Below are 13376 nucleotides of genomic sequence, written 5' to 3' on the forward strand. Positions count from 1 at the left end.
CTATTTGATTCTGTTCAATAACGGTAATAAAAGAAAAGATATTGCACCAAAAACAACTATCATTAATGTCTGGGCAATCCAAATTATCCAACCAAAGGCATCACCAGAGATAGCGCTAATGCCAAAAATAGTCAAAGCACTACTAACTGCAATTGGGTAAAGGCCAATGCCCCCATTCGTAGTTGCCATTGCAAAAGCACCTGCAACAAAGGCTACTAACAATTGACTTAAAGTAAGGGGAATAGTTTCGGGTACTGTAAATTTTATAATCCAAAGCATACCGATATAGCATCCCCAAATGAACAAAGTATGAAAAATAAATAACCACTTATGTTTCATTTTAAAAATACTGAATACACCATCAAGCAACCCTTTTAAAAATGTTTTAATTTTTTGGGCAAAGGTGTTTTTAGATTTTTTTATAAAGACAACAAATAAAACGAATAATATAGCTCCAGACCCAGCGAGTATGAGTAGTCCGTTTAGATTAAAGCCGCGTTCTTGTAACATACTCATGATTACATCTGTCTGTAGCAAAAATGCAACCATAACAATAGAAAGCAGCATTATTACATCAATCACCCTTTCGGTGACTATAGTGCCAAATCCTTTTTCAAAAGGTACATTTTCATAGGTGGTGAGTGCTGTTGCTCTAAGTACTTCACCAGTTCTTGGTATACCAAGATTGGCAAAATAGGATGTCAATATTATTAATATATTATTACTGATACGGGGTTTGTAACCTAAAGGCTCTAAAAGATAATTCCATCGAATTGCTCTAGAAATATGACCTAAAATACCTAAAAGAATAGAAAGGAAAACGTAAAGGGGATCTGCTTCTTTAATGTAGAAAATTATTTCTTTTCTATTCTCTGGTGTAGTAGAATTGTAAGAATACCAAACTAAAAAAACTCCCAATGCTATTGGGAGTATTATCTTAAGATTTTTTTTTAGGGCAACTGTCAAGATTAGGTCAATAAATTAGTTTCTTCATTTGGAAATACCAATGACGGATTGAATATTTTGGCTTCTTCAATATCCATCCAAGTATACGAAATTAATATAAGCACATCACCTACCGAAACCTTTCTTGCTGCAGCACCGTTTAAAGTAATTTCTCCACTTTTTCGTGGCCCTGGAATAATATAAGTTTCAAGGCGTTCTCCGTTATTATTGTTAACAATCTGTACTTTTTCGCCACGAATAAAATTAGCAGCATCCATAAGGTCTTCGTCAATAGTGATGCTTCCTACATAATTAAGGTCTGCCCCAGTAACTTTTACTCGATGAATTTTTGATTTAACTACTTCAATTTGCATAGTACAAAATTAATTAATTGAGGGCAATGTTATCTATAAGTCTTACGTCTTCCGCGTAAACAGCAATAAATGCCCGATATTTTATGTTTAAATTTTTATTCTTAGTTGGGGTCAAAGTTTCTACATCTGTAATCTCGAAATATTCTAATTCAAAATCAAGACTATTCTGAAATTGCTCAGCGACCCATTCCTTCACATCAAGTACACTTTTCATGCCAAATTTATCTTTGACAGTTTTTAAGGTTTCATAAATGAATGCAGCATTTTGTCGTATTGTTACGCTCAACCTTTCATTTCTAGAGCTCATGGCTAAACCGTGTTTTTCACGTACTATTTCGCAGCCAATAATTTCAACTGGTATTTTCTCTAGCTCTACAAGTTTTTGAATAATGCGTAATTGTTGAAAATCTTTTTCACCGAAATACGCTCTTTTTGGATTTACAATACTAAAAAGTGCTTCAACAATTGTACCGACCCCGTTGAAATGATTACCTCTAAACTCACCTTCCATAACTTTATCAAGTCCAGCAAAATCATAAATTTTAGTTTTTACATGGTCTTTATAGATTTCGGTAACAGAAGGAGCGAAAACAATTATTTCCTTTGAAATAGTAGAAATTAAATTAACATCGTTATCTAACGTTTTTGGATATTTTTCGAGATCATCTGTATTGTTGAATTGGGTAGGGTTAACAAAAATGCTGACAACTACTTTTTTGTTTTCAGACAAGGCCTTTTTTAATAGAGACATGTGTCCTAGATGTAGTGCCCCCATGGTCGGTACAAGACCAAGATCTGAGGAGTTGTCAATTTTATTTAGTTCTCCCTTAAGTTCATTTATGGTCTTAATTACCAACATTGAAAAGTTCATTAGCGAGCAAACTTACTATAATTACTGCTAATCTCTATATTTTTCGTAATTTTGCACTTACGTTCCAGTGAAAAATAAAATATAACCTTTATGAATGGTAAAAAGATATTGTTTGTATCTTCTGAATTAGTTCCTTACTTACCCGAAAACGAAGTTTCCCAAATGTCTTATGAAGCACCTAGAATGGTCAACAGCAATGGTGGTCAGATTAGGATATTCATGCCGAGATATGGTAACATCAATGAAAGAAGGCATCAATTACACGAAGTAATTCGACTTTCCGGAATGAATTTGGTTATTAATGATATGGACATGCCATTAATCATTAAAGTAGCATCTATTCCAAAAGAAAGAATACAGGTTTACTTTATCGATAACGAAGAGTACTTTAAGCGTAAAGCAACATTTACCGATAAACAAGGTAATCTTTTTCCTGATAATGACCAACGTGCAATTTTCTTTGCAAAAGGTGTTATGGAAACTGTGAAAAAATTGAATTGGTCACCAGATATTATTCATGTACATGGATGGATGGCTAGCTTGTTGCCGTTGTATTTGAAAAAATTCTATGCCGATGAGCCACTTTTTGCTGATAGTAAAATTGTATTGTCTGTTTATGGTAAAACCTTTGAAGGTTCTCTAGATAAGGATATGATCAAAAAAATTGCATTTGATGGTATACCAGATGAGGCAATTGCATCTTTAGCGGATCCTACCTATAATAATTTGTTAAAGGTAGCTGTAGATTATTCTGATGCTATTATTTTAGCTTCGGAAGACATTCCAGAAGAATTAGAAAACCATATTTCCAACCAAGAAAAACCAGTGTTACCATATGTACCCGTTCAAGAATTTGAAGAGGCATATGCTAATTTTTATAACACCGAAGTTTTAAAATAATCTGAATGAATTTTTTTTATAATTCCGCTACTCCCAGGTTTTTGGGAATGTTATTGATATTTGGTTTTTTGGTATCATGTGAACAAGATTTGACTACTATTGGTTCTGGGGTTGTTGGCAACGAGCCCTTTACTACAGGACAGGAAGTATATGATGTTTTTGCATATAATAAGAATGTAGAGGCAGTACAAACAAATAAGCTTCCAATATATCAATTAGGAAATTATAACGACCCAGTTTATGGTAAAACTCAAGCGTCGGTAACAACTCAATTGTTTCTTAGCACAGCTAATCCTACGTTCGGTGCTTTATCTCAAAATAAGGAAAATAGTGCAGGAAACTCTGGTGAGTTAATAACCACTATAGAGGAAAATGAAACCGTTAAAGAGGTATATCTTTATATTCCGTTTTTAACTAAAAGTATAGCGACAGATACTGATGGAGACGGTGTTGTTGATGAATTTGACGCTGATCCAGATAATAGTGAAAATGATAATGATGGGGATGGTGTTTCTAATTCAATAGAAACTGCATCTAATACAGATCCTTTGGATGCTAATAGTGTAGACGCAGATCGTGATGGTTTGAACGATAATGATGGGACAGCAATTTTTACAAATAATTTTGCTAAGAAGATTGAGTTAGATAGTATCTATATCAATGGTCAAAATTATGATAATGTAAACAAGTCAACATTACCTTCATTTAATTTAAAGGTGGAGAGATCAACATTTTTTCTAAGAGATTTAGATCCAAATGCTAATTTTCAAGAATCACAGGAATATTATTCAAACCAAGAGTTTTCTCCTGATTTTGTTTCAGAAGTATTGTTCGAAGGTGACGTTGATATTGATGATGAGGAGATTCTAATTGCGAATGATGATGATGAATCTACTGAAGATGATGATGAATCTTTAACCTTCAATAAGCTTGGCCCTGGCATTCGAATTCCTTTAAATAATGAATTTTTTCAAGAAAATATTTTGGATAAAGAAGGCAGTTCTGAGTTGTTAAGCCAATCTAATTTCACTGAATTTATAAGAGGATTGCATTTTTCAATTGAGGATGAAGTTGGTAATGATGTTTTATTTCTTTTCGATTTAAAAAATGCTAATGTAACATTAACGTACACCTATAATAGTTATGACGCCAATAGCACTATTGATGATACGAGCGATGATACACCCAACGCTATCAAAGAAAAAGATTACGTTTTCTCATTTTTATCACAACTTTCAAGTGGATCTGTTACAGGAAATGCTGTTAATACAATTATTACAGAAAACTATGGACCAGAGATAGTACAATCATTGGATAATACTGAAAACGCTTCTAGAATTTATTTAAAAGGTGGGCCAGGTACTTATGCTGAGATTAATTTATTCGAAGAAAATGGTGGGGAGAGTATTATTGAACAAATTCGAAGTGAGAATTGGGTGATTAATGAGGCTAATCTAGTTTTTTATATTGACAGAAATCAATTAGATACCAATGGTAGTGAATTGGAGCCTCCTCGGCTTTATTTATACAATGCTGAAAATAATTTCCCTTTGATAAATCCAAATACAGAGCAAAATAATCTTACAGCTCAAGAGATGTTTGGAGCTTACCTAAATTATGACGGTATTATTGAAAAATCTAATGGAAAGGGTCTTAAGTACTCTGTAAAAATAACAGACCACATTAATAATTTGGTATTAAGAGATTCTACTAACGCTACTTTGGCTTTGACATTATCCACAAATATCCAAAACTGGAATGTTGCCAATGCTAAAGTTAATGACGGTGAAAAAAGAATCGCAACTACTTCTAATTTGACACCATTTGGGACTATACTTTATGGTAGTAATATTCAAGTTTCTGACCCAAATTATGATAAAAGGTTAAAACTTGAAATATATTATACAAAAGCTGATTAGGTGATATTTAAGAGTTGATTTGATATTTTTTTATCTAAACATATCATTTTAAAGAATATTCACGTTGTATATCCTAAATGACTTAATTTCCAGACAAGTAACTATACTTTTGTGGAAATTAATGTCGAATAAAATCATCAAATAATAATTTTATGTGTGGAATTGTAGGTTACATAGGTTATAGGGACGCTTTTCCCATTATAATAAAAGGTCTTCAGAGATTAGAGTATCGTGGTTACGATAGTGCTGGTATTGCATTGTTCGATGGTAATCAAATTAACCTTGCTAAAACAAAAGGTAAGGTAGAAGATTTAAAGAAAAAGGCTGAAAGTATTTCACAAAAAGGACATATAGGTATAGGTCATACTCGTTGGGCAACACATGGTGTGCCTAATGATGTAAATTCTCATCCACATTATTCTAATTCAGGTGATTTGGTTATTATTCATAATGGTATCATAGAAAATTATGAGGCTATTAAACAAGAATTAACCAAAAGGGGTTATATATTCCATTCAGATACTGATACAGAAGTATTGGTGAATCTTATTGAGGAAGTTAAGAAAACAGAAGACGTAAAGCTTGGTAAGGCAGTTCAGATTGCTCTAAATCAAGTAGTAGGTGCTTATGCCATTGCGGTATTCGATAAAAATAAGCCAGATGAAATTGTAGTTGCTAAATTAGGTAGTCCATTGGCGATTGGTATTGGTGAAAAAGAATTTTTCATTGCATCAGATGCTTCTCCATTTATTGAGTTCACAAATAATGCCGTATACCTTGAAGATGAAGAAATGGCTATTATTCGTTTGGGTAAAGAGATAAAATTAAGAAAGATAAAAGATGATTCTGTAGCTTACCCTAGCGTTTTGGAATTGCAGATGAATCTTGAGGAAATTGAAAAAGGTGGTTATGACCACTTTATGCTGAAGGAGATTTATGAACAACCAAGAGCGATTAAAGATACATATAGAGGTCGTTTATTAGCAGAACAAGGATTAATTAGAATGGCAGGAATTGACCAGAATATGGAAAAGTTCCTTAATGCAAATAGAATTATAATTGTTGCATGCGGTACTTCATGGCATGCAGGTTTAGTTGCGGAGTATATTTTTGAAGATTTAGCTAGAATTCCTGTTGAGGTAGAGTATGCTTCTGAATTTAGATATAGAAATCCCGTAATTACAGATAAAGACGTACTTATTGCTATTTCGCAATCAGGAGAAACAGCAGATACTTTAGCAGCTATTAAATTGGCCAAGGAAAAAGGCGCTTTCGTTTTTGGAGTATGTAACGTAGTAGGTTCTTCCATTGCTAGAGAAACAGATGCAGGTGCATATACACATGCTGGCCCAGAAATAGGAGTTGCTTCTACAAAAGCTTTTACTACTCAAATAACTGTGCTAACATTAATTGCACTAAAATTGGCAAAAGCAAAAGGGGTTTTCTCCGAAACTAGATATCATGAATTTTTAACTGAGCTAGAAACAATTCCAAGTAAGGTTGAAAAAGCACTACAGTCAAATCCGTTGATTGAAATTATTGCTGACGTATATAAAGATTCTACTAATTGTCTTTATTTAGGTAGGGGATATAATTTTCCGGTGGCTTTAGAAGGTGCGCTTAAACTAAAGGAAATAAGTTACATTCATGCGGAAGGATATCCAGCTGCAGAAATGAAGCATGGTCCAATAGCGTTGATTGATGAGCAAATGCCAGTTTTCGTAATTGCTACTAAAAAAGGTCATTATGAAAAAGTAGTAAGTAATATTCAAGAAATAAAATCAAGAAAGGGTAAGATAATTGCAATTGTTACCGAAGGTGACGAACAGGTTAGGGATTTGGCGGATCATGTAATTGAGGTGCCAGAGACATTAGAAAGTTTAACACCTTTGCTAACGACTATTCCGTTACAATTAATTTCTTATCATATTGCTGTAATGAGAGGTTGTAATGTTGATCAACCGAGAAATCTTGCAAAATCGGTTACAGTAGAATAAACTCAATTTAATTTTATAAAAAAGGGGCCTGAAATATTTCAGGCCCCTTTTTTATTGCATATTTCTGAATTATATAGGTGTTATATTACCATAATAATACTATGCATGCATAATTTTTTTCAAATTACTATAATGCATTTAAAATTATCTGTATCTTAACCACCAACTAATTTTAAACTTTAATTAAGAATGAGAGCAATTCTACTTTTAGCATTGATGGCTATTGGTACTTTTGGGTTTTCCCAGACCAATATCAATGGTATTGTTGTTGACCAAAACAACGAGCCTATTCCCGGGGCCAATATCGTTATTGTTGGCAAGACCATTGGAACAGTAACTGATTTTGACGGTAATTTTAACTTGGCTACCTCTGAAGTTCCGCCTTTTAAAATAGAGGTTTCGAGTATCGGATATACCAATACAACCGCAAATATCATAAGTGCAAGTCAAACCCTAACTATAACACTAAATGAGTCTCAAACCTTTTTAGACGAGGTTGTAATTTCGGCATCAAGAACTCCAGAGCGTATTTTTGAATCACCCGTTACCGTAGAACGTATGGGGATCGAGACTATCAAGAGTACAACTGCTGCAGATTTTTATGGCGGACTTGAAAATTTGAAAGGGGTAGATGTCAATACAAATAGTTTAACCTTTAAGTCGGTTAACACAAGAGGTTTTGCGTCTTTCGCAAACACTCGATTTATGCAACTGGTTGATGGGATGGATAATTCCACACCTGCTTTGAATTTCCCTATAGGGAATTTAGTAGGTATGATAGAAACTGATGTATCAAGTGTTGAATTGCTACCTGGTGCTTCTTCAGCATTGTATGGAGCAAATGCATTTAATGGTATTTTATTCATGCGTAGTAAAAGTCCTTTTGACCATGAAGGAATTAGTGTATCAATAAAGCGCGGTATTACATCTCAAAAAGCCGCGGGTGACAATGCATATACAGATGTAGGTATAAGAGCGGCTCATAAATTCAGCGATAAGTTCGCGGCAAAGGTCAATTTCGGCTACCTTAAAGGTACTGATTGGGCTGCAACTAGTGAGGTGGATAAAACAACTCCTGGAGGCACAAGAGCAGATTTAAATTATGATGGTATAAATGTATATGGTGATGAGGTCTCTACAGATATTAAAGATGTAGCTGTTACTCTAGAAGGATTAGGTATTTTACCGGCTGGTGCTAATGCATTGGTTCCTTCACAAGAGGTTAGTAGAACAGGTTACAATGAAAGTGTATTGACCAATTATAATGCTGAAAGCATTAAAGCTGATTGGGGATTATACTATAGACCTATTGAGGATAATAGTTTAGAATTGTCATATGTTGGTAAAGTAGGTACGGGGAACACTATTTATCAAGGAACAAATAGATATAACATAGCAGGGTTCTTTCAGGAGCAACATAAATTAGAAATTAAAAATGATAATTTTTTTGTAAGAGGTTATGTAGTTTCCGATAAAGCAGGAGATTCATATGATATGGTTTTTACTGGAATTCAAATAAATAGGGCTTGGAAAGATGATAATACATGGTTTGGAGAATATACTGGTGCATATGTTCAGGCAACTTTAGGCGGTGCAACTGATGAACAGGCTCATACAGCTGCAAGAGCACAGGCTGAAACAGGTAGATATTTGCCTGGAACTCCAGAATTTCAAGCTGCTTTTAACAGAAGTATTAATGATCCTAATTTAGTAACAGGGTCTAAATTTCAAGATGCTTCAAAATATTATCATGCAGATGCAAATTATAACTTTAGTCATTTAATCGATTGGGCAGAAATTCAAGTTGGTGGTTCTTTTAGAGAATATAGTTTAAATTCTTCTGGAACTATTTATACTGATTTTGACGGACCAATTAATTACTCTGAATTTGGAATCTATTCACAGGTTCAGAAAACGCTGCCATTTGAAAATGACAGAAGTTTGAAGCTAACAGGTTCTATGCGTTATGATAAATCTGAATTTTTTGATGGATTTATCTCGCCAAGATTATCTGCTGGTTTTACATTGAATAGAAATCACAATATTAGAGCTTCGGCACAAACAGGATTTAGAAATCCAACTACTCAAGATCTTTTTATTGGGTTAGATGCAGGTCGAGCAATATTGGTAGGTTCGGCACCAGATAATTTGGATCGTTATTCTAGAGATTTTGAAGTAAGTGGAGGTGGCCAGTTGTTAGGTCAGCCAGAAACTATTACACAAACGGGTGCTGCTGCCTATAACAATTCTTATTCAGCGGCTTCGGCGACTCGTTTAGGGGAAACAGGAAACCCCGCAGATTTGGTTGTTTCGAATCCTGATATAATTAAACCAGAAAAAGTAACGTCTGTTGAAGTTGGTTATAGAGGTAAGGTTGATAAACTGGTCATTGATTTTAGTACCTATTACAATAGTTATAAAGATTTTATTTCTCAAGAGGTGGTTATTGCTCCTTATTATGGGACTGCAGGAGATGGCGGATTGTCCGTTGCAGCACTTGCTAATGGAGACTTTCAGGCCTATAGTGCGTATACGAATACAGATGCAAATGTAAATTCTTATGGAGCATCATTAGGGTTAAGTATGAAAGTGCTTGGTAATTTTGATTTAGAAGGAAGTTATACGTTTACGAAACTTGATTTTGATCGTGAAGCTAATCCTGATGTAATGTTGAATTTTAATACACCAGAGCATAAGTTTAAAGCTTCTTTTGGTAATAAACAATTGTTCGATAATTTCGGTTTCAATGTTTCCTACAGATTTAGTGACGATTATTTCTGGGAAGCTACTTTTGGAAACGGTGTTATTCCAGAATTCCATGTAGTTGATGCTCAAATTAATTATGATGTACCAAGTATAAAATCTACGTTCAAATTAGGGGGTACTAACCTTACTAATAAAGAATACTACACTGCATTCGGTACTGGGTTCATAGGATCTATGTACTATTTATCTTGGACTATTAACAACTAATTTTAAATCAAAAGTTGAAATGAAAAACTTAAAATATATATATATTTCTTTAGGGGTTATGGCTTTTACAGCTTGTAATGACCCGGAAGATGTGGACATCACGCCCGAAGTGATGGTTGAAGAGCGTGCAGAATTAAACGCTGGGTCAGCTGATTTTTCTAACTATGTTTCGTTGGGAAACTCGTTAACAGCTGGTTTTACGGATGGCGCTTTATTTCAAGCAGGTCAAACATTGTCTTTACCAAATCTATTATCACAAAAATTTAGTTTAGTTGGTGGTGGTAGTTTCACTCAGCCATTAACCAATGATAATTTAGGTGGACTTGCTGCTGGAGGTGTTAGAATTCAGGCACCTAGATTGGTGTTTGGTGGAGCGGGTCCTGTTGACCTGGAAACTATTATTGGTGATGTTACGGTTACGACTGATATTGCTTTAAACAATCCTACGGGACCATTCAATAACTTAGGTGTTCCTGGGGCGAAAAGCTTTCATCTTTTAGCGCCTGGTTATGGTAATTTGGCAAACGTATCTTTAGGACTTGCAAATCCTTATTTTGTAAGAATGACAGGAACAACCCCAAATATTAGTGTATTAGAAATGGCGGTAAGTCAAGCTCCAAGTTTTTTCACGCTTTGGATTGGTAATAATGATGTTTTAGGTTACGCAACTACGGGTGGTGATGGAACGAATCCAATTACTCCTGTATCAGGTGTGCCTGGTGTTGGTTTTGATGGTAGTTATGGAGCTTTGATAGCTACTCTTTCGGCAGGTGGAGCACAAGGGGTTGTAGCTAACATACCTAATGTGACCGATGTACCTCATTTTACAACAGTACCTCATAATCCTTTAGACCCAACTAACCCTGACTTCGGATCACAAATAGCCACTTTGAACGGAATTTTTAGTCAGCTAAATCAAGTTTATGCCTTTTTAGGAGTTCCTGAACGTTCTATAGAATTTTCAACAACTGCTGCCAGTGAGGTAGTTATTAGAGATGAAACTTTAACTGATTTATCCGTTCAAATTGCTGGGGTTTTAGGAGCTAGTCCGACTTTCCCAGCATTTGTACAATCTTTTGGATTGCCTGTTGAAGCGGCGCCTTTAGTTGCTGGGTTGTTAGGTAGTACTTATGGGCAAACAAGAGAGGCTACTGCAGATGACTTATTTGTATTGCCAAGTGCTTCTATTATTGGAACGGTAAATACTACTTCGGTTTCCAATTTAGTCTTAGCAGGATTGCCGCAACAATTAGCGGGTCAGTTTTCTGTTGAAGGTATCTCGCTTCCGTTAGAAGATAAATGGGTGCTTATACCTAGCGAACAAGAAGAGATTGCTGTTGCAACCGAAGCATTTAATCAAATTATAGCAACCACTGCAAGTCAAGCGGGCTTAGCATTGGTTGATGCAAACTCGTTGTTAAATCAATTAGCTAACGGTGGTATTACAAGTGGTCAATTTACGTTGACTTCTAGTTTAGTGACCGGTAGTGCCTTTTCTTTAGATGGTATACACCCAACTGCTAGAGGATATGCCTTATTGGCAAATGAATTTATGAAGTCTATAGATGTGACGTATGGTTCAAATTTTGAAGCGTCAGGTAATTTATTGAACGTTGGGGAGTATCCAACAAATTTCTCATATACGCTTCAATAGAAACCTATAGAATAGTAAGATATAAAAGGTGCTGAATAGGCACCTTTTTACTTTTGTAAAAAAGCCAAAAAACAGTTTTTGTTTAAAATTGAATACTATATCTTTGCAGCCTGAAAATGAGAGCATTTTTAAGATTATATTAAACGTAATACATAAACATAAAAGTAATGTCAAAAGTTACAGGTAAAGTTTCGCAAATCATTGGACCCGTGGTTGATGTAGAATTTCAATCAGGTGATGTTCTGCCTAGAATCTATGATTCCTTGGAGATAATAAAGAAGGATAAGTCTATTTTGGTCTTGGAAGTTCAATCTCATGTTGGCGAAAATACGGTAAGAACTATTTCTATGGATTCTACTGATGGATTAAGTAGAGGAGTTGAGGTAGTTGCTACAGGAAGTGCGATTCAAATGCCTGTTGGAGACGATGTATATGGTCGTTTGTTCAATGTGATCGGTGATGCTATTGATGGTTTAGGAAACTTGCCTAAATCAGGTAAAGACGGTCTTCCTATTCACAGGGAAGCTCCAAAATTTGAAGATCTTACAACTACTACAGAGGTTTTATTCACAGGTATTAAAGTTATCGATTTAATCGAACCTTATGCAAAAGGTGGTAAAATTGGTTTATTTGGTGGTGCGGGTGTTGGTAAAACTGTATTAATTCAAGAATTGATTAACAACATAGCTAAAGGGCATGGTGGTCTTTCTGTTTTTGCAGGAGTAGGTGAAAGAACTCGTGAAGGAAACGATTTACTTCGTGAGATGTTAGAATCAGGTATTATAAAGTATGGTGATGATTTCATGCATTCTATGGAAGAAGGCGGATGGGATTTATCCAAAGTAGATAAAAAAGTAATGAAGGATTCAAAAGCGACATTCGTTTTTGGACAAATGAACGAACCACCGGGAGCACGTGCAAGAGTTGCTCTTTCAGGTTTGACAATAGCCGAGTATTTCCGTGATGGTGCAGGTGAGGGTCAAGGAAAAGATGTACTCTTCTTCGTAGATAATATTTTCCGTTTTACACAAGCAGGTTCTGAGGTTTCGGCGTTATTAGGTCGTATGCCTTCTGCAGTAGGATACCAACCAACTTTGGCAACAGAGATGGGTGCTATGCAAGAACGTATTACATCAACAAAAAGAGGTTCTATTACTTCTGTACAGGCGGTTTACGTACCTGCAGATGATTTAACGGATCCAGCACCAGCAACTACATTTGCTCACTTAGATGCAACAACGGTATTGTCGCGTAAAATTGCAGAGCTAGGTATTTATCCTGCTGTAGATCCATTAGATTCTACGTCAAGAATTTTAACGGCTGAAATTTTAGGAAAAGAGCATTATGATTGTGCCCAAAGAGTAAAAGAGCTTTTGCAGCGCTATAAAGAGTTACAGGATATTATTGCCATTTTAGGTATGGAAGAATTATCTGAGGAAGATAAATCGGCTGTTGGTAGAGCAAGACGTGTACAACGTTTCTTATCTCAACCTTTCCATGTAGCAGAACAGTTTACAGGCCTTAAAGGAGTTTTAGTTGATATTAAAGAAACAATTAAAGGCTTTAATATGATTATGGATGGTGAATTAGATCACTTACCAGAATCTGCTTTTAACCTTAAAGGTACAATTGAAGAGGCTATCGAAGCAGGTGAAAAAATGTTATCTGAAGCTTAAAACTAGTAAACGGTTTGCAGTATCAGTTTTGCTACTGAGTACTAATTACTGAATACTGAATACTGAA

The 13376-nt window shown here is 35.1% G+C and carries 9 protein-coding genes; 6 read left to right on the plus strand and 3 right to left on the minus strand.

Going from position 1 to position 13376, the window contains the following annotated elements; translation table 11 throughout:
• Genes AAC084_RS02270 through panC form a run of 3 tightly spaced genes read right to left on the minus strand, consistent with a single transcriptional unit; the run spans nt 1 to nt 2178 of the window.
• Nucleotides 1-966 (minus strand): lysylphosphatidylglycerol synthase transmembrane domain-containing protein, encoded by a 966-nt coding sequence (locus tag AAC084_RS02270; protein ID WP_339836334.1) that lies wholly within the window; start codon nt 964-966, stop codon nt 1-3.
• Between the two features lie 2 nt (nt 967-968).
• Nucleotides 969-1319 carry an aspartate 1-decarboxylase gene (panD, locus tag AAC084_RS02275; RefSeq protein WP_339836336.1) on the minus strand — a complete coding sequence of 117 codons (351 nt, stop codon included), beginning with the start codon at nt 1317-1319 and terminating at the stop codon, nt 969-971.
• A 13-nt stretch (nt 1320-1332) separates the two neighbouring features.
• The gene (gene panC / locus AAC084_RS02280) at nt 1333-2178 is read right to left on the minus strand and encodes a pantoate--beta-alanine ligase (protein ID WP_339836338.1); all 846 of its coding nucleotides are present in this window, start codon (nt 2176-2178) and stop codon (nt 1333-1335) included.
• A gap of 102 nt (nt 2179-2280) precedes the next feature.
• Between panC and AAC084_RS02285 the strand changes: the two genes are divergently transcribed.
• The 6 genes from AAC084_RS02285 to atpD all read left to right on the plus strand — a co-directional run bounded on the left by AAC084_RS02285 (nt 2281) and on the right by atpD (nt 13309).
• Nucleotides 2281-3090, plus strand: a complete 810-nt coding sequence (locus AAC084_RS02285; protein ID WP_339836340.1) for a glycogen/starch synthase — start codon at nt 2281-2283, stop codon at nt 3088-3090.
• A 5-nt stretch (nt 3091-3095) separates the two neighbouring features.
• The gene (locus AAC084_RS02290; RefSeq protein ID WP_339836343.1) at nt 3096-5009 is read left to right on the plus strand and encodes a DUF4270 family protein; all 1914 of its coding nucleotides are present in this window, start codon (nt 3096-3098) and stop codon (nt 5007-5009) included.
• A 152-nt stretch (nt 5010-5161) separates the two neighbouring features.
• Nucleotides 5162-7006 carry a glutamine--fructose-6-phosphate transaminase (isomerizing) gene (gene glmS / locus AAC084_RS02295; RefSeq protein WP_339836345.1) on the plus strand — a complete coding sequence of 615 codons (1845 nt, stop codon included), beginning with the start codon at nt 5162-5164 and terminating at the stop codon, nt 7004-7006.
• Between the two features lie 189 nt (nt 7007-7195).
• Nucleotides 7196-9979 carry a TonB-dependent receptor gene (locus tag AAC084_RS02300; RefSeq protein WP_339836348.1) on the plus strand — a complete coding sequence of 928 codons (2784 nt, stop codon included), beginning with the start codon at nt 7196-7198 and terminating at the stop codon, nt 9977-9979.
• Nucleotides 9980-9998: 19 nt separating this feature from the next.
• Nucleotides 9999-11633: a G-D-S-L family lipolytic protein gene (locus AAC084_RS02305; RefSeq protein ID WP_339836351.1), complete on the plus strand. Its 1635-nt coding sequence runs from the start codon at nt 9999-10001 to the stop codon at nt 11631-11633.
• A 167-nt stretch (nt 11634-11800) separates the two neighbouring features.
• The gene (atpD, locus tag AAC084_RS02310) at nt 11801-13309 is read left to right on the plus strand and encodes a F0F1 ATP synthase subunit beta (RefSeq protein ID WP_339836354.1); all 1509 of its coding nucleotides are present in this window, start codon (nt 11801-11803) and stop codon (nt 13307-13309) included.
• Nucleotides 13310-13376 lie beyond the last annotated feature (67 nt).

Origin of the sequence: uncultured Maribacter sp. (assembly GCF_963977385.1) — a bacterium.
Lineage (GTDB): Bacteria > Bacteroidota > Bacteroidia > Flavobacteriales > Flavobacteriaceae > Maribacter.